Annotated in this window: 14 protein-coding genes and 1 tRNA gene; 6 read left to right on the top strand and 9 right to left on the bottom strand. The window is 73.4% G+C overall.

Annotated elements, in window-relative coordinates; translation table 11 throughout:
* Positions 1–320 precede the first annotated feature (320 nt).
* Positions 321–614, top strand: coding sequence for a hypothetical protein (locus EV284_RS11980; protein ID WP_130333171.1), 294 nt, complete (start codon positions 321–323; stop codon positions 612–614).
* A gap of 100 nt (positions 615–714) precedes the next feature.
* Here EV284_RS11980 and EV284_RS11975 read toward each other — a convergent pair whose 3' ends face one another.
* Together EV284_RS11975 and EV284_RS11970 are read right to left on the bottom strand one after the other, a co-directional pair.
* Complete coding sequence (locus tag EV284_RS11975) at positions 715–1,524, bottom strand: RDD family protein (RefSeq protein ID WP_130333169.1); 810 nt, start codon at positions 1,522–1,524, stop codon at positions 715–717.
* Positions 1,525–1,585: 61 nt separating this feature from the next.
* Positions 1,586–2,998 (bottom strand): RDD family protein, encoded by a 1,413-nt coding sequence (locus EV284_RS11970; RefSeq protein ID WP_130333167.1) that lies wholly within the window; start codon positions 2,996–2,998, stop codon positions 1,586–1,588.
* Positions 2,999–3,231: 233 nt separating this feature from the next.
* Between EV284_RS11970 and EV284_RS11965 the strand changes: the two genes are divergently transcribed.
* Positions 3,232–3,645 carry an SsgA family sporulation/cell division regulator gene (locus EV284_RS11965; RefSeq protein ID WP_130333165.1) on the top strand — a complete coding sequence of 138 codons (414 nt, stop codon included), beginning with the start codon at positions 3,232–3,234 and terminating at the stop codon, positions 3,643–3,645.
* Between the two features lie 56 nt (positions 3,646–3,701).
* On the opposite strand, the gene EV284_RS11960 is transcribed toward EV284_RS11965, so the two are convergent.
* The gene (locus EV284_RS11960; RefSeq protein ID WP_130334649.1) at positions 3,702–5,117 is read right to left on the bottom strand and encodes an FAD-linked oxidase C-terminal domain-containing protein; all 1,416 of its coding nucleotides are present in this window, start codon (positions 5,115–5,117) and stop codon (positions 3,702–3,704) included.
* A gap of 92 nt (positions 5,118–5,209) precedes the next feature.
* On the opposite strand from EV284_RS11960, the gene EV284_RS11955 reads away from it, so the two are divergent.
* Positions 5,210–6,688, top strand: a complete 1,479-nt coding sequence (locus EV284_RS11955) for a tetratricopeptide repeat protein (protein ID WP_130333163.1) — start codon at positions 5,210–5,212, stop codon at positions 6,686–6,688.
* A gap of 53 nt (positions 6,689–6,741) precedes the next feature.
* Here EV284_RS11955 and hppD read toward each other — a convergent pair whose 3' ends face one another.
* Entirely contained in the window at positions 6,742–7,887 is a 1,146-nt protein-coding gene (gene hppD, locus EV284_RS11950) for a 4-hydroxyphenylpyruvate dioxygenase (protein WP_130333161.1), read from the bottom strand.
* Between the two features lie 123 nt (positions 7,888–8,010).
* Here hppD and EV284_RS11945 point away from each other — a divergent pair, with 123 nt between their 5' ends.
* Positions 8,011–8,493 carry an Lrp/AsnC family transcriptional regulator gene (locus EV284_RS11945; protein WP_130333159.1) on the top strand — a complete coding sequence of 161 codons (483 nt, stop codon included), beginning with the start codon at positions 8,011–8,013 and terminating at the stop codon, positions 8,491–8,493.
* Here EV284_RS11945 and EV284_RS11940 read toward each other — a convergent pair.
* The 4 genes from EV284_RS11940 to EV284_RS11925 form a co-directional block, all read right to left on the bottom strand.
* The gene (locus EV284_RS11940; protein WP_130333157.1) at positions 8,490–9,281 is read right to left on the bottom strand and encodes a S16 family serine protease; all 792 of its coding nucleotides are present in this window, start codon (positions 9,279–9,281) and stop codon (positions 8,490–8,492) included. The two genes, EV284_RS11945 and EV284_RS11940, sit on opposite strands and share 4 nt — an antisense overlap.
* A 48-nt stretch (positions 9,282–9,329) precedes the next feature.
* Positions 9,330–9,971 (bottom strand): helix-turn-helix domain-containing protein, encoded by a 642-nt coding sequence (locus EV284_RS11935; RefSeq protein ID WP_130333155.1) that lies wholly within the window; start codon positions 9,969–9,971, stop codon positions 9,330–9,332.
* A gap of 277 nt (positions 9,972–10,248) precedes the next feature.
* Positions 10,249–12,042, bottom strand: coding sequence for a DEAD/DEAH box helicase (locus tag EV284_RS11930; RefSeq protein ID WP_130333153.1), 1,794 nt, complete (start codon positions 12,040–12,042; stop codon positions 10,249–10,251).
* Between the two features lie 147 nt (positions 12,043–12,189).
* Positions 12,190–13,593 carry an MFS transporter gene (locus EV284_RS11925; protein WP_130333151.1) on the bottom strand — a complete coding sequence of 468 codons (1,404 nt, stop codon included), beginning with the start codon at positions 13,591–13,593 and terminating at the stop codon, positions 12,190–12,192.
* A 177-nt stretch (positions 13,594–13,770) separates the two neighbouring features.
* Here EV284_RS11925 and EV284_RS11920 point away from each other — a divergent pair.
* Positions 13,771–13,842: transfer RNA gene (locus EV284_RS11920), tRNA-Cys, on the top strand.
* 175 nt (positions 13,843–14,017) lie between these two features.
* Positions 14,018–14,422 (top strand): nuclear transport factor 2 family protein, encoded by a 405-nt coding sequence (locus EV284_RS11915; RefSeq protein WP_130333149.1) that lies wholly within the window; start codon positions 14,018–14,020, stop codon positions 14,420–14,422.
* A gap of 75 nt (positions 14,423–14,497) precedes the next feature.
* Here EV284_RS11915 and EV284_RS11910 read toward each other — a convergent pair whose 3' ends face one another.
* The gene (locus tag EV284_RS11910; RefSeq protein ID WP_130333147.1) at positions 14,498–15,604 is read right to left on the bottom strand and encodes an SUKH-4 family immunity protein; all 1,107 of its coding nucleotides are present in this window, start codon (positions 15,602–15,604) and stop codon (positions 14,498–14,500) included.
* Between the last annotated feature and the right edge of the window lie 160 nt (positions 15,605–15,764).

The following is a 15,764-nucleotide window of genomic DNA, read 5'->3' as shown; positions in this document are numbered from 1 at the left end:
AAGATTCCGTGCGCGCACGATCAACGCGTGTAGTCAAGTGCCGTAATTTGACTAGAGGTTCGCCAGAAAAGACAGACCTTGACTTGAGCAGGACAAGTGCACTATGCGGAGTTGGTGTCCGCTTTACGAACACGTGCTACGGCAGAACGGGCGCGTGCATCGACCCAGTTGGCGTGGGTCATGACTCCGTGCGCCCCCTGTGCACCGCCCCCTGGGGTGAGGCGGGGCTTACCTGGCACAGGACTCGGGCATGCACGCGAAGAGAGCCGAAACGGCGCCCCGCACTCCCCCTGCCCCCGTCTTCCGAGGACACGATTGCCATGCCTCGTCCGACCGTCGCACAGCTCGTCTACGGTTCCTGCACCGTGATCCTCTCCACCGTCGCCATGCTGGCCCTGTCCCAGACCGGTTCGGGCATCGGTGTCGCCGTCATCGCGCTGGCCGCGCTCGCGCTCGGGCTGCTGGTCGCCATGACGGTGCCGCTGCCCCGGCCACGCCCGGCCCGCTCCGCCGCCGCCACCGGGCCGGCGCCCGCCGAGCCCGCCCGGCTGTCCGAGCGCCGCCGCCCGGTCGGCGCCTCGGCGGAGTCGGTACGCGGCCGCGCGGCGTCCTGACCGCGGCCGCACACGCGGACCGCACGCAGATCACACGCCGGAGCGGCGGGCGGGGAAGTCCTCCCCGCCCGCCGCTCCGGCGCGCCGCGTCCCCGCCCGGTCAGGTGGTGGCGACCACCACCGTCTTCGCCGCCTTGTCGTGCAGACCCTGCTTGTAGGGGCGGTCGAAGTAGCTCCAGCCGCCGCAGATCGCGGTCCAGACGCAGGCGCAGCAGAAGGCGAACGGCAGCCACAGCACCAGCGCCCGGATCAGCGAGGACTGCCGGGAGGGGGTGGCGCCGTCGTGCAGGTTGGCCACCCGCATCTTGAACCAGCGCATGCCGAGCGTCTGTCCGGTGCGGGCGATCAGGATGGTGTCGTAGGCGACGTACAGCACGGCCGCGATGATGGACTGGCCGAGCGACTTGCCGACCTCCATCCGGTCGCCGTTCACGTCGTACTGGTGCACCCCGAAGGCCCAGGTCAGCAGCCAGACGGCGATACCGACGATGATCATGTCGATGATGCGGGCGACCGTGCGCTTGCCGCTGTCCGCGAGCGGGGGCATGCCGGCGAGGGGGTCGCCGGGGCGGCCGGGACCTCCGGGGCCGCCCCCGTACGGGCCGTCTCCGTAGGGGCCGCCTCCCCCGTAGGGACCGCCGGGGCCCTGCGGACCGCCCCCGTAGGGGCCACCCGCCCCGTAGGGGCCGCCCGACCCGTAGGGGCCGCCCGACCCGTAGGGGTCACCCGGCCCGTGGGGGCCGCCGCCCTGGGGCGGTGGCTCACCGCCGGGCGGTGGGGGCTGCTGGGCGCCGTACGGGCGGTCGTACGGCGAACCCGACCCCTGCCCCGGACCGGACGGGGGCCGCTTCCTCAGCGGGTCGTCGTCGGGGGGCTGCGGTCCGGACCCGGGGGGCGGTTCACTGCTCATGGCACCGAGTCGACCGCGAACGCGGGGCCGCCGCACCCGGCGGGCGGCCGTACGGGGGACCCTATTCGGCCACGAAGGTGTGCGCCGCCTTGTCGTGCCAGCACTGGCGCCACGGACGGTCGAACAGCCCCCACAGCACACCGATCACACCGATGACGAGGACGCCGGGCAGGCTGTAGACCAGCCAGCGGCGCAGCGCGGCCCCGAAGGACGGGGGCTGGTGCCCCTCGATGTCCCGTACCTGGATGCCGCACAGCCGCTTGCCCAGGGTGCGGCCCCAGCGGGCGGTCGGCAGCACCTCGTACACCACCCCGAAGACCAGCAGGACGCCGAGGACGAGGGCGAGCGAGACGCCGGTGGTGCCGTCGAGCAGCCAGACCGTGACGGTACGGCCGGACAGCCGGGCCGCCTCGATCTTGCTCTGCGTGTGGTCGACGGCGCGGACGCCCAGGGGTACGGCCGCGGCGGCCGTGACGGCGCCGATGAAGAGGTTGTCGATCAGGCGGGCGGCGAAGCGCTTGCCGAGTCCGGCCGGGCGGGCCTCCGCCTGGCGCCGGGCCGCCGCGAGGAACGGGTCCTCCACCGGCGGCTTCCACGGCGCCACGGGCTGCTCCTCGCCCGCCCCGGCCAGCTGGTGCACCTGCTGCGCCCAGGACGCCTGTCCGCCGCCGGGGCCGGGGGCGAGAGGGCCGCCGGCCTGTGCCTGGGGCGGGAGTACGGGGGCGAGTGAGGCGGAACCCTGCGGGGCGCCCGCCTGCGGCGGCGGTCCTGACCGGCGGGGGTCGGCCGCGCCCGGCAGGCCCTGCGACGGGACCGGCGGAGCCACGGCGGCCTGGGCGGGACCCGCAGCCGCCCGGGCGGGCCCACCGGCCGGGAAGGCGCCGTGACCCACGGGCCCTTGAGGCGTGGCGGCCCCGGCCCCCGAGACGGGACCCGCACCTCCGGCCGGGCCCGGACTCCCGGCACCCGGGGCCCCGGTGGAGGCGGCCCCGAACCGCCCGGCCGTACCGGGTGCCTGGGCGCCGCCCGCACCCGCCCTCGCGGCCCCGGGCCACTGGTCGCCCCCGGAGTCCCCCACCGCTCCCCGGACCTCGGGCCCCTGCCCCGCCGCGGCGTCTTCCGCCCGCACCCGGCGGAACGTCATCGTCCCGTCGTCCCGCGGGCCTCCCGCCGCGGGACCCGGCGTCGGCCGCCGGAACAGGAACGTGTCCGGCGGCGCCTCCCCCTGGACCGCCGAACCACCGGCGGAGCCGCCCTCCTCGAAGAAATGCGGGCCCGTCTCCTCCACAGGGGGCGTGTCGGGGCCGGAGGTTGACGGGGCGGTGAGCGGTTCGCCGTCCGCGGGGGCGGGGCGGCTGGTGCCGGGCACCCAGGCGGTGCCGTTCCAGTAGCGGACGTAGCCGGGGATGGACGGGTCCGGGTAGTAGCCCTCGCGGGGCCTGTCGTCACCGTGGGCCGGCGTAGGGGCGCTCATGTCCGTCGTCCCGTATCTGCTCGGGGGTGGAAGGGAGCCTCCACATCTATCAGACCCGGGGCGCCCCTTACCCCTCTCCGCCCGGAGCCGACCACTTCCGGGCGATCCCGGGGGCCTCCCGGCCACCGTGGGAGAAAAATTTCCGGGAACCCGCGTAATGACCGCGCCCCTGCCCCCTCTCTCCTGGCACGGGCCCGTCCGAGCGGCCCCCGGTCAGGTGAAGGAGACAGATCATGGAGCACACGGTGGTGGAGCGCGAACTGGAGCTGAGGCTCATCCTCTCGCCGGAGCGGAGCATCCCGGTACCGGCCCGGCTCGCGTACCGGTCGGACGACCCCTACGCCGTCCACGTCACCTTCCACGTCAACTCCGACTGCCCGGTGCACTGGACGTTCGCCCGCGAGCTGCTCGTGGAGGGGGTGTTCCGGCCGTGCGGGCACGGGGACGTGCGGGTGTGGCCGACGAAGGTGAACGGCCGCAGCGTGGTGCTGATGGCGCTCAGCTCGCCCGACGGTGACGCCCTGCTGGAGGCGCCCACCCCGCAGGTGTCCGCCTGGCTGGAGCGGACGCTGCGGGCGGTGCCGCCGGGCGCCGAGGCGGCGCAGCTCGGCATCGACGACGCGCTCGACCAGTTGCTGGCCCGGTGAGGCGCCCCGGCCCAGGTGACCGGGGCTCACGGTTACGGGGCTCGCGAGAACCCGACTCAGAAGAGCTTGCCGGGGTTGAGGATGCCGAGCGGGTCGAAGACGCCCTTCACGGCCCGCTGCATCTCCAGCCCCACCGGCCCGAGTTCGCGCGCCAGCCACTCCTTCTTCAGCACGCCCACCCCGTGCTCGCCGGTGATGGTGCCGCCGAGTTCGAGGCCGAGGGCCATGATCTCGTCGAAGGACTCGCGGGCGCGGCGGGACTCGTCCTCGTCAAGGGCGTCGAAGCAGACCGTGGGGTGGGTGTTGCCGTCCCCGGCGTGCGCGCACAGGCCGATGGTCAGGTCGTACTTGGCGGCGATCCGCTCCACGCCCTCCAGCATCGCGCCGAGCCTGGAGCGGGGCACGCATACGTCGTCGATCATCGTGGTGCCCTTGACCGCCTCCAGCGCGACGAGCGACATCCGCCGCGCCTGGAGCAGGAGTTCGGACTCGGCGGCGTCGTCGGCGACGACCACCCCGGTGGCCCCGGCCGCCTCGCACAGGGCGCCGACGGCGGCCAGGTCGGCGGCCGGCTCCGGGGTGTCGAAGGCGGCCAGCAGCAGCGCCTCGGTGGACTCCGGCAGACCCATCCGGGCGAAGTCGTTGACGGCCTTGACGGTGGTGCGGTCCATCATCTCCAGCAGCGAGGGCACGTGCCCGCCGGCCATGATCGAGCACACCGCGTCGCACGCCTCGGCGGCGGTGGCGAACTCGGCGGCCAGCACCAGTTGCCGGGGCGGCTTGGGCCGGAGCCCGAGCACGGCGCGGACCACGATGCCGAGCGAGCCCTCGGAGCCGACGAAGAGCCGGGTCAGGTCGTACCCGGCGACGCCCTTCGCCGTGCGGCGGCCGGTGGACATCAGCCGGCCGTCGGCGAGGACGACGTCCAGTCCGAGGACGTACTCGGCCGTCACCCCGTACTTGACGCAGCACAGGCCGCCGGAGGCGGTGCCGATGTTGCCGCCGATGGTGCAGGTCTCCCAGCTCGACGGGTCCGGCGGGTAGTACAGGCCGTGCTCCTCCACCGCGCGGGAGAGCACGGCGTTGACCACGCCCGGTTCGACGACGGCGATCCGGTCGACGGGGCTGATCTCCAGGATGCGGTCCATCTTGGTGAGGGACAGCACGATGCAGCCCTCGGAGGCGTTGGCAGCGCCGGACAGCCCGGTGCGGGCGCCCTGCGGGACGACCGGCACGCGCAGCGCGGTCGCGGTGCGCAGCACGTGCTGGACCTGTTCGACGGTGCGTGGCAGGACCACGGCGGCGGGGGCCCCGGCCGGGCAGAAGCTCGCCATGTCGTGCGCGTAGGAGGCGGTGACGTCGGGATCGGTGAGCACGGCCCCGGCGGGCAGCCCCGCCAGCAGCGCTTCGATGAGGGTCTCGGCGGGCGCGGTGTCGCCGTCACGGGGTGCTTCGATACGGCTCATGATCACAGCGTGGCACTCGGGGCCATCGGTGTGAACCCCGTACGCGCCGCCCTTGGGCCACCCGGATGTGCTCGTCATATTGACGCACAGTGAACGGCATGGCGAAGAGACAGTACGGCGACGCGCGGCCCGGTACGTCCCTGGTGGCCGAGCCCCCGCCGCGCGGCCCCCGGCGGTGGCTGCGCCGCACGCTGCTCACCGTGGCGGCGGCCGGGGCCGCGGCGGGCGTGGCCCTGACGCTGCTGCCGCGCGAGGCGCCGCAGCGGGCCCCGCACCGGCCCCCGGCACCCGCGCCCGGACCGCAGGCGCGCGCGCTGACGGCGGTCACCACCGGCGTCCCGGCGGCGCTGCCCGACCTGACGGAGCTGATCACCCGGCAGGAGAGCGGGGTACGGGCCCGCCCCGCCGACGCCCGCGCATGGGCGGTGCTCGGCGCGGCCTACGTGGCCCGGGCGAACCGCACCGCCGACGCGGCCGACCTCCCGCGTGCCGAGCGGGCGCTCGGCACCTCGCTGAGGGCGCGCGCCACGACGAACACGGAGGCGCTGGCCGGGATGACCGCGCTGGCCAACGCCCGCCGGGACTTCGCGGCGGCCAAGCGGTACGGGGAGCAGGCGCTGAAGCTGACCCCGAAGCGCTGGTCGGCGTATCCCCCGCTGATCGACGCGTACAACGGGCTCGGTGACTACACCGCCGCCCGGGCCACCCTGGACAAGCTGATGGCGCTGCGCACCGCCCCTGCGGACCGCCCGGCCGTGATGGCGCGGGCGTCGGCCGTGTACCGGGACCGGGGCTGGCGCGAGGACGCGCTGGCCCAGCTCACGGACGCGGCGGCGGCCGCCGGTACGCCCGCCGAGCAGGCGGCCTACCGCGCCGGGGTGGGTCAGTTGGCCTGGGAGCGCGGCGAACTCCCCGAGGCTCTGGCCCAGTTCACCGAGGCCCTCCGCCTGGACCCGGCCGAGGCGACGGCGGGCGTCGGCAAGGCCCGCGTCCTCGCCGCCCAGGGCCGCACCGCCGACGCGCTCACCGCGTACGGCGAGGCCCTGGCGAGGCGGCCGGACGCGGACGTCACGCTGGAGCTGGCCGAGTTGTACGAGTCGCTGAACCGCACCCAGGACGCCGAGGCGCAGTACGAGCTGGCGCGGAAGCGGGCGGAGAAGTCGGCCTCCGACGGCGTCGACGAGGAGCTGCTGCTCGGCCGGCTGGAGGCGGACCACGGAGACCCGCAGGAGGCGGTGGCCCGGCTGCGCGCGGAGTACCAGCGGCAGCCCGGCATCGAGGTGGCCGACGCGCTGGGCTGGGCGCTGCACCGGGCGGGCGAGGACCCGGAGGCGCTGAAGTTCGCCACCATCGCCACGGACAAGACCAAGGGCGGCGGGGTGCGCAGCGCGCTGCACGACTTCCACCGGGGCATGATCGAGTACGAGCTGGAGCGGTACGGCTCCGCCCGGCGGCAGCTGGAGGACGCGCTGCTGGTGAACCCGGCCTTCTCGCCGCTGTGGGCGCCCGAGGCGCGGGCCGCGCTGCGCGACATGGGCGAGGTGACCGCGGGGCCGCTGCCCGCCGACGTGCTGTGAGTCGGGGGCGCGACCGCTCCTCGCGCCCCCGACTCGGTCTGTCCCGAGCGGGACTACAGGTTGCCCCGCTTCTCCTGCTCCCGCTCGATGGCCTCGAAGAGGGCCTTGAAGTTGCCCTTGCCGAAGCCCATCGAACCGTGGCGCTCGATGAGTTCGAAGAACACCGTCGGCCGGTCCTGGACCGGCTTGGTGAAGATCTGCAGCAGATAGCCGTCCTCGTCGCGGTCGGCGAGGATCTTCATCTCGCGCAGCGTCTCGATCGGCACACGGGTGTCGCCGACCCACTCGCCGAGGGTGTCGTAGTAGGAGTCCGGGGTGTCGAGGAACTGGACGCCGGCCGCGCGCATCGTGCGTACCGTCTGCACGATGTCGTTGGTGGCCAGCGCGATGTGCTGGACGCCGGGGCCGCCGTAGAACTCCAGGTACTCGTCGATCTGGGACTTCTTCTTGGCGACGGCCGGCTCGTTGAGCGGGAACTTCACCTTCAGGGTGCCGTCCGCGACGACCTTCGACATCAGCGCGCTGTACTCGGTGGCGATGTCGTCGCCCACGAACTCCTTCATGTTCGTGAAGCCGAGGACGTTGTTGTAGAACGCCACCCACTCGTCCATCCGGCCGAGTTCGACGTTGCCCACGCAGTGGTCGATGGCCTGGAAGGTGCGGCGGGCGGGCGGCTCGACGATCGGGTCGGCGGCGACGAAACCGGGGAGGTAGGGGCCGTCGTAGCCGGAGCGCTCGACCAGGGTGTGCCGGGTCTCGCCGTAGGTGGCGATGGCGGCCAGGACGACGGTGCCGTGCTCGTCCTTCACCTCGTGCGGCTCGGTGAGGGGGCGGGCGCCGTGCTCGACGGCGTAGGCGAACGCGGCGCGGGCGTCCGGGACCTCGATGGCGAGGTCCACCACGCCGTCGCCGTGCTCGCCGACGTGCCGGTCGAGGAACTCGCCCCAGGGGGTGGCGGGGCGGATCACCGAGGTGAACACGAACCGGGCGGCGCCGTTCTCCAGGACGTAACTCGCGGTCTCGCGGCTGCCGTTCTCCGGGCCGGAGTAGGCGACCAGGCGCATGCCGAAGGCGCTGGAGTAGTAGTGCGCGGCCTGCTTGGCGTTGCCCACGGCGAAGACGACCGCGTCCATTCCCTTGACCGGGAAGGGGTCGGCCTGCCGGGCGGTGTCGGGAGTGTGCTGAGTGGTCTGCGTCATGCTCGAAGGGTGGCCCCGCTCTGCAAGGTGCGCAATAGTTCGCGTATTCGCTGGTCACTCTGTTCAGCCTTGCGGCGGTACCGGCGGGCTTTCTGTACAGGATGACCATCCGGGGAGGACGTCGTGGCGATCGATCATCTGGACGGGCAGATCATCGTGCTGCTGGCCGAGGAGCCGCGGATCGGGGTGCTGGAGATGTCCCGGCGGCTGGGGGTGGCACGCGGCACCGCCCAGGCGCGGCTTGACCGGCTGCGCTCGCGCGGGGTGATCCGGGGGTTCGGGCCGCAGGTGGACCCCTCCGCGCTCGGCTATCCGGTGACCGCGTTCGCCACGCTCCAGATCCGGCAGGGGCAGGGCGCGGACGTACGGGCGTACCTGGACGGGGTGCCGGAGGTGCTGGAGCTGCTCACCACGACCGGTACCGGGGACATGCTGTGCCGGCTGGTGGCCCGCTCCAACGCCGATCTGCAGCGGGTCATCGACCGGGTGGTCGGCTTCGACGGCATCGTGCGGGCCTCCACGGCGATCGTGATGGAGAACCCGGTACCGCTGCGGATCATCCCGCTGGTGGAGCAGGCGGCCGGGGAGTTCGCCGAGGGGGACTAGCAGCTGGGGATCTTGCCGGTGCCCTTCTCCAGGGCGACCAGGGAGTCCACGGCACCGTCGAGGTCGGTGACCGGGATCAGGCGCAGGCCCTTGGGGAGGTCGGTGTGGGCGTCGGCGCACTCGGCCTTCGGCACCAGGAAGACGGTGGCGCCGTCGCGCCGGGCGGCCTGCGTCTTCAGGGCCACCCCGCCGACCGCGCCGACCTTGCCGTCCGCGTCGATCGTGCCGGTACCGGCGATGGTGCGGCCGCCGGTGAGGTCGCCGCCGCCGCCGTCGCCGTCCAGCTTGTCGATGATGCCCAGGCTGAACAGCAGGCCCGCGCTGGGGCCGCCCACGTCGGCGAGGCGCAGGGTGACCTTCACGTCGTCGGGGTCCTTGCCCAGGTGGTCCAGGGCCGCGGTGGTCGCCGCGTCCTGCGACTGCCGCATCTGGGCCGTGTTGTGCTTCTCGATCTCCTTGATCGTGTCCCCGGTCGGGTACACCGCGTCGTACGGCATCACCGCACGGTCGCTGCGGAACCAGTTGTCGACCACCTGCCCGAGCGAGACCCGCGTACCCGGTGAGGTCGCCTCGATGGTCGTCATCCGCAGCTCGCCCGACGTCTTCCGGGTCTGCGCCCCCGTCACCGTGATCACGGGCGTCCCGTCGTTCTTCCCCAGCACGTTCGCCGTCATCCCCGGCTGAGCCACCGCGAACGGCAACGGCGCGAACACCGCGACGGCCACCAGCCCCACGACAGGCAGAGAGCACAGGGCGATGATCCGGGAACGCGAGAGACGTGAGAGCACGGGGTAAATCTAACGCGCGGCCGCCGCTCCGAGCCTGGCCGGTGCCTCCTACCTGAGCGCGTCCGCGACCTCGCGCGCCGCTTCCATCACGCGGCGGCCCACCCGCTCCGGGACCGCGTCGGTCAGCATGACGACTCCCACGCTGCCCTCGACGCCGGTGACGCCCAGGAGGGGGGCCGCGGCACCGCTCGCGCCGGCCTCGAGTTCGCCGTGGGTCAGGGTGTAGCCGGGGTCGGGGGCCGGGGAGTGGCGGGCGGCGAGGATGGCCTTGCCGGCGGCGCCCCGTTCCAGGGGGTGGCGGAAGCCCGCGCGGTAGGCGACGTGGTAGTCCGTCCAGGTCGGCTCGACCACGGCGACGGCGAGCGCCTCCGTACCGTCGACCAGGGTCAGATGGGCCGTGGCGCCGATGTCCTCGGCCAGCGAGCGCAGCGCGGGCAGCGCCGCCTCCCGTACCAGCGGATGCACCTGGCGGCCGAGCCGCAGGACCCCCAGCCCGACGCGGGCGCGGCCGCCGAGGTCGCGGCGGACGAGCGCGTGCTGCTCCAGCGTGGCCAGCAACCGGTACACCACCGTCCGGTTCACCCCGAGCTTGCCGGACAGCTCGGTGACGGTCAGGCCGTGGTCCGTGTCGGCGAGCAGCTTGAGGACGCGCAGTCCCCGGTCGAGCGTCTGGGAGGTCTCCGCGGTCACGACGCCCCCTCCTTCTGCGGTGAGGTCGGCGCCCTCCGAGCGGCGCGCGTCACCGAGCCCCGTCGGCGACGCGTATCAGAGGCCGCCGATCGGCAGGACGGCCCGGCGGCTGACGGGCCCGTCGCTTCACGGCTGCGCTCCGCGGCGGCGCTGCCACGGGGCGTGTGCGTAGCGGGACAGTAGCGAGCCGGTCCGCTCAGCGGAAGACTCGGTCCAGAATCCGGTCAGGGCCGATTCCGGCCTGCCAGTGTTCGTCCGCATACGCCCGGCGCGCGTTTCAGCGCATCCGGGTCGCCCACTCCCCCATCTTGGCGATGCGCTGCTTGAGCTGGCCGGCGGTCGCCTCCGCGCTCGCCGGGCCGCCGCAGACCCGGCGCAGCTCGGTGTGGATCACGCCGTGCGGCTTGCCGCTCTGGTGGACGTAGGCGCTGACCATGGTGTTGAGCTGCTTGCGCAGCTCCATCATCTCCTTGTGGCTGACCACGGGGCGCCGCTCGGCGGGCAGCTCCAGCAGGTCGGCCTCGGTGTCCGGCCGCTTCTTGCTGTGCGCGATCTGCCGGGCCTGCCGCTTCTGCAGCAGCAACTGCACCTGCTCGGGCTCCAGCAGTCCGGGGATGCCGAGGTAGTCCTGCTCCTCCTCGCTGCCGGGGTGGGCCTGCATGCCGAACTCGGCGCCGTCGTAGAGGACGCGGTCGAAGACGGCCTCGGACTCCAGCGCCTCGAAGGAGAACTGCTCCTGCTCGCCGGTGTCCTCGTCCTGCTGCTTGTTCGCCTCGTCCATCTCCTTCTCGGACTCGGCGTACGGGTCCTCCTCGCCCTGCTTCTTCGGCTTGTCGAGGGCGTGGTCCCGCTCCTTCTCCATCTCATTGGCGAAGGTCAGCAGGTCGGGGACGGTCGGCAGGAACACGGACGCGGTCTCGCCGCGCCGCCGGGACCGCACGAAACGGCCGACGGCCTGGGCGAAGAACAGCGGGGTGGAGATGGTGGTGGCGTACACGCCGACGGCGAGCCGGGGCACGTCGACGCCCTCGGACACCATGCGGACCGCGACCATCCAGCGGTCGTTGCTCGCGCTGAAGTCGTCGATGCGCTTGGAGGCGCCCGTGTCGTCGGAGAGGACGAGGGTGGCCTTGGTGCCGGTCAGCTCGCGGATCAGCTTGGCGTAGGCGCGGGCGGAGTCCTGGTCGGAGGCGATGACGAGGGCGCCGGCGTCCGGGATGGCCTTGCGGACCTCGGTGAGCCGCTGGTCGGCGGCGCGCAGCACGCTCGGCATCCACTCGCCGCGCGGGTCGAGCGCGGTGCGCCACGCCTGGCTGACCGCGTCCTTGGTCATCGGCTCGCCGAGCCGGGCGGCGATCTCGTCGCCCGCCTTGGTGCGCCAGCGCATCTGGCCGCTGTAGCTGAGGAAGATGACGGGCCGGACGACGTGGTCGGCGAGCGCGTTGCCGTAGCCGTAGGTGTAGTCGGCCGCGGAGCGCCGGATGCCGTCGTTGCCCTCCTCGTACGTGACGAAGGGGATCGGGTTGGTGTCCGAGCGGAACGGCGTACCGGTCAGCGCCAGGCGCCGGGTCGCGGGCTCGAAGGCCTCCAGGCAGGCCTCGCCCCAGGACTTGGAGTCACCGGCGTGGTGGATCTCGTCCAGGATCACCAGCGTCTTGCGCTGCTCGGAGCGGTTGCGGTGCAGCATCGGGCGGACGCCGACACCGGCGTAGGTGACCGCCACCCCGTGGTAGTCCTTGCCGACCGGGCCCGCGCTGTACTCCGGGTCGAGCTTGATCCCTATCCGCGCGGCGGCCTCCGCCCACTGCTTCTTCAGGTGCTCGGTCGGCGCGACGACGGTCACCTGCTGCACGACGTGGTGGTGCAGCAGCCAGGAGGCCAGCGTCAGCGCGAAGGTCGTCTTGCCGGCGCCGGGGGTGGCGACGGCGAGGAAGTCACGCGGCTGCTCCTGGATGTACTTGTCCATCGCCCCCTGCTGCCAGGCACGCAGCTTGCTGGCGGTGCCCCAGGGGGCCCGGCCGGGAAAGGCGGGGGACAGATGGTTCGAGGCGGAAGCGGCGGTGGTAGTCACGGTCTCCGGGGGTGGGGGCGTAGGGCAACTCGGCTACGTATGACAACCGGGCCACCCTACCGGCGCCGCCGGCTCCGCCGTGCTCGGACGGGGCGGCGGGCGGGACGGGTGGGACTGAGGTCACAGTGGGGGCGAGGGGGCCTGCGCTCAGCCCGGCGTCCGCAGTCGGGTGGTCACCCACGCCCCCACCAGCGCGACCGCCGCCATCGGCAGGAAGACCGCGGCGAAGGCGGTGGTGCCGGTGGAGCCCAGGGCGGCGAAGGCCGCGCCCGCCGCGGCGAGGAGGACGACGTTGGAGAGGGCGTCGGAGATCTGGAGGGCGGCGGAGTTGGCGCCTGCCTCGGCAGGGGCGGAGAGCTTGAGCAGGAGGACGCTGGTGGAGGAGATCACCAGGCCCATCCCGAAGCAGCCGAACCCCCACGCGACGGCGACGGTCCACACCGGCACGGCGGGTATGAGCACGGCGGGTGCGGTGGCGACGGCGGCGGCGACCAGCACCATCCCGAAGGTCATCAGCCGCTCCCGGTACGGCTCCATCCGGTCCCGCGACTGCACCCACGACGCCGCCGCCCACGTCAGCCCGCCGGCGGCCAGCGAGAACCCGGCGAGCGTCGGCGACAGCCCCCGCTGGGTGACGAGCATCAGCGGTACGAAGGACTCCGCCGCGATGAACGACCCCGCCGACAGCCCGCGCAGCAGCACCACGGAGGGCAGCCCGCGCGCCGCCCGGTAGGTCCCCCTCGGCAGCAGCCGCAGCACCGCGGGCACCAGCAGGGCGGCGCCGAGGATGCCGGGCACCAGGGAGAGCGGCCGTAGGTCCTGCGCCGCGTACTGCACGAGCCCGGCGCCCAGCGAGACGGTGAGCGCCAGCCGGATGCGGCGCCGGTCGAAGGCGGGGACACCGGCGTCGTGGTCCACGGGCCCGCCCGCCCGGCGCCGGATCTGCGGAAGGGCCAGGCCCAGCGGAAGCAGTACGAGCAGCGGGATGCCGAGGAACACCCACCGCCAGCCGAGGTGCTCCGCGACGGCGCCGGAGGCGAGCGGTCCGACGATGGACGGCACGACCCACGCGGCGGCGAATCCCGCCATGATCGCGGGCCGCAGCCGCTCGGGGTAGGCCCGGCCGACGACCACGTACACGGCGACGATCACCAGCCCGCCGCCGAACCCCTGCACCGCCCGCCCCAGGATGAACACCCACATCACCTGCGCGGTCCCGGACACCACGAGCCCGCCCGCGAACGCCCCGATCCCGCAGGCCAGCGCCGCGAGCGGCCCCCGCCGGTCCGCCCACTGCCCGGCGAGCACCATCCCGGTGAGGCTGGTGGTGAAGTAACCGGAGAACGCGAACGCGTACAGCGAGACCCCGTCCAGCTCCCGCGCCGCGACCGGCATCACGGTCCCGATGGCGGTCGCCTCGAAGGCGATCAGCAGCACGACGGACACGATCCCCACACTGAGCGCGCGATGCGCCCGCCCCAACACCCCGCCCCCGTCCTCGTGACGACCTATGGCGGAGACGACGCTGTCGGAAGAGTCAAGGGCGGCCATAGAGGCCAGGGTAAGACCCGTACCCGCGATTGACCCCTGTCGGAAGCCCCACCCGTTCTACGACCTTCGCCGTAGGCCCCCATCCCCCTGTGAACACCACATGGCAGTCACATTGCACCCCCTCGCCCACCCTTGCCCCCCTCCCCCACCCCGCCCTACGTTCATTCCACAGCACACGGCCGTGTGCCCGAGTGGCTCAGGGACTCGCCTGCAAAGCGAGTTACGCGGGTTCGATTCCCGCCACGGCCTCCGACCGGCCCGACAGGGGCGGCGCCTCCAGGAGAGGCGCCGCCCTTCTTCGTTGCCGACGACCGGGGCCCTCCGGTCCGGCCGAAGGGATGACCTGGCAGGCCGGGTCCGCCGGGCCACAAGCCGGCTGCGGCTCGCCGTGCCTAGGCTGGCACCGCTGCGGAAGGGCGGTGCCATGGATGCTGACTCCCTGACCAGGGCCGCGATCGAGGAGCATTGGCGGGCCTCGGAACGCGGGGACACCGAGGCCGAGCACGCCATCTACGCGACGGACGCGGTCCTGGACTACCCGCAGTCGGGTGAGCGGTTCCGGGGCCGGGCGACGATCTCGGCGCAACGTGGCGGGCACCCGGCCGACCGGCACTTCACCGTCCAGCGGATCACCGGCCACGGGGATCTGTGGGTGAGCGAGTGCCTCATCACCTACGACGGTGTGCCGTCGCACTCGGTGAGCATCATGGAGTTCGCCGACCGGCAGGTGGTGCACGAGACGCAGTACTTCGCCGGTCCGTTCGGCGCGCCCGCCTGGCGAGCCGCGCTCGCGGAGCCGATGCCGGGACGGACCGTCACCGGAGCCTGACTCCCGGCCTCGCTCAGGTCCGGCCGCGCCTGCCGTGTACGGGCGGCACCGCTCGGGGGAGACGGGACGCGCCGCTCAGAGGACCCCGCCCGCTTCGCCCCGCAGCAGCTCCGTCCAGTAGTGCCAAGACCCCCCGTCCGAAACCCCCGTAGGGTCCAGCACCGTCAGCGTGTCCAGCATCGCCGCCGCCAGCTGGTCGTACGCCAGGGTCGTCAGCTCGCCGGAGAGGTGGGTGTCGATGGTGCGTTCGTGGTGGAGGAGCCAGAGGGTGTAGGCCAGGGTGGAGACGTCGGTGTTGAGGGGGTGGAGGGTGGAGTCCGCGTGGGTGAGGACCGCGCCGGTCCGGCCGTCGAGGACGAGGGTCGTGTCCGGGGTGAGGGAGCCCAGGCGGATCAGGTGGTCGGGCTCGGACTCGTCCCCGTAGAACTCCGCGAGCGTCGGCAGCAGCAGCTCCGTGTCGACCACCTCCTCCGGCAGCCCCGTCTCGCGCAGGAAGCGCCGCGTCGGCTCGTGGGTGAGCGTGGGCGGGAAGTCGGTCTCCTCGAAGCGGGCCACGCGTCCGTGCCCGAACTCCTGGTCCAGCAGCCGCCCCGGCATCTCCAGGGCGAGCCCCGCCGACCCCGGCGCCACGGCCAGGGACAGCGGGCGGATCAGCGCCGCCGCCTTCCAGTACGGCGGGACCGCGCCGTCCGTCCCCGCCTCGAACAGCGCCAGCAGCCGACGGGACGCCTCACCGGCGACACCCGGCCCGTACTGCCCGGCGAGGGAGGCGAACCGGCCGCGCAGGCCCGCCAGTTCCTCGGTGACGGCGGCGAAGCGCAGCATGGTGGTGAGGGAGGGCGCGAAGGGCCGGGTGCGCGAGGGGTCGACGAGGTAGGCGGTCGTCACCTCACCCGTCGCGCCGTCGAGGAGTATCGACTCGCGCTCCATGCCCGCCGGGCTGAGCAGCTCCCCGATGACCAGCCGGTCCCGCAGCTCGTCCGCCAGCCGGCACGGGCCGTCGGTCGCGTCGGCGAGCCTGCGCAGCCCGTGCGCGCGCAGCGGGGCGAAGGTCAGCGGGCCGGTGGCCGGGGGCAGTCCGGTACCGGCGAGCAGCCCGCGGGTCGGCGCGTGCGTGACCCAGCGGTCCAGCTCGGCCTCGGTCAGCGTGATCGCCGTGACCTCGGCATCGGTCATGCTCATGGCTCGCTCCCCCGCGATCGGACTCGGTACGGCGGGCTCCGCGCGCGGCGGCCGTCCCCCGGCTCCGAGAACCCTCGGACTCCAAGAACCCTAGACCGCACCACTGACAACGCCCCGAGACGGAAGACGCACGGGGACGCGTCCGCGTTGCCTCACGGAA

It is taken from the genome of Streptomyces sp. BK022, from assembly GCF_004217355.1.
GTDB lineage: Bacteria > Actinomycetota > Actinomycetes > Streptomycetales > Streptomycetaceae > Streptomyces > Streptomyces griseoluteus.
This window is presented reverse-complemented; position numbering and strand designations above follow the sequence as displayed.

Bases quoted from the DNA above. Each gene is read 5' to 3' on its own strand.
- EV284_RS11980 (WP_130333171.1), top strand. From the start codon at position 321: ATGCCTCGTCCGACCGTCGCACAGCTCGTCTACGGTTCCTGCACCGTG.
- EV284_RS11975 (WP_130333169.1), bottom strand. From the start codon at position 1,524: ATGAGCAGTGAACCGCCCCCCGGGTCCGGACCGCAGCCCCCCGACGAC.
- EV284_RS11955 (WP_130333163.1), top strand. From the start codon at position 5,210: ATGGCGAAGAGACAGTACGGCGACGCGCGGCCCGGTACGTCCCTGGTG.
- EV284_RS11910 (WP_130333147.1), bottom strand. From the start codon at position 15,604: ATGAGCATGACCGATGCCGAGGTCACGGCGATCACGCTGACCGAGGCC.
- EV284_RS11970 (WP_130333167.1), bottom strand. From the start codon at position 2,998: ATGAGCGCCCCTACGCCGGCCCACGGTGACGACAGGCCCCGCGAGGGC.
- EV284_RS11915 (WP_130333149.1), top strand. From the start codon at position 14,018: ATGGATGCTGACTCCCTGACCAGGGCCGCGATCGAGGAGCATTGGCGG.
- hppD (WP_130333161.1), bottom strand. From the start codon at position 7,887: ATGACGCAGACCACTCAGCACACTCCCGACACCGCCCGGCAGGCCGAC.
- EV284_RS11925 (WP_130333151.1), bottom strand. From the start codon at position 13,593: ATGGCCGCCCTTGACTCTTCCGACAGCGTCGTCTCCGCCATAGGTCGT.
- EV284_RS11965 (WP_130333165.1), top strand. From the start codon at position 3,232: ATGGAGCACACGGTGGTGGAGCGCGAACTGGAGCTGAGGCTCATCCTC.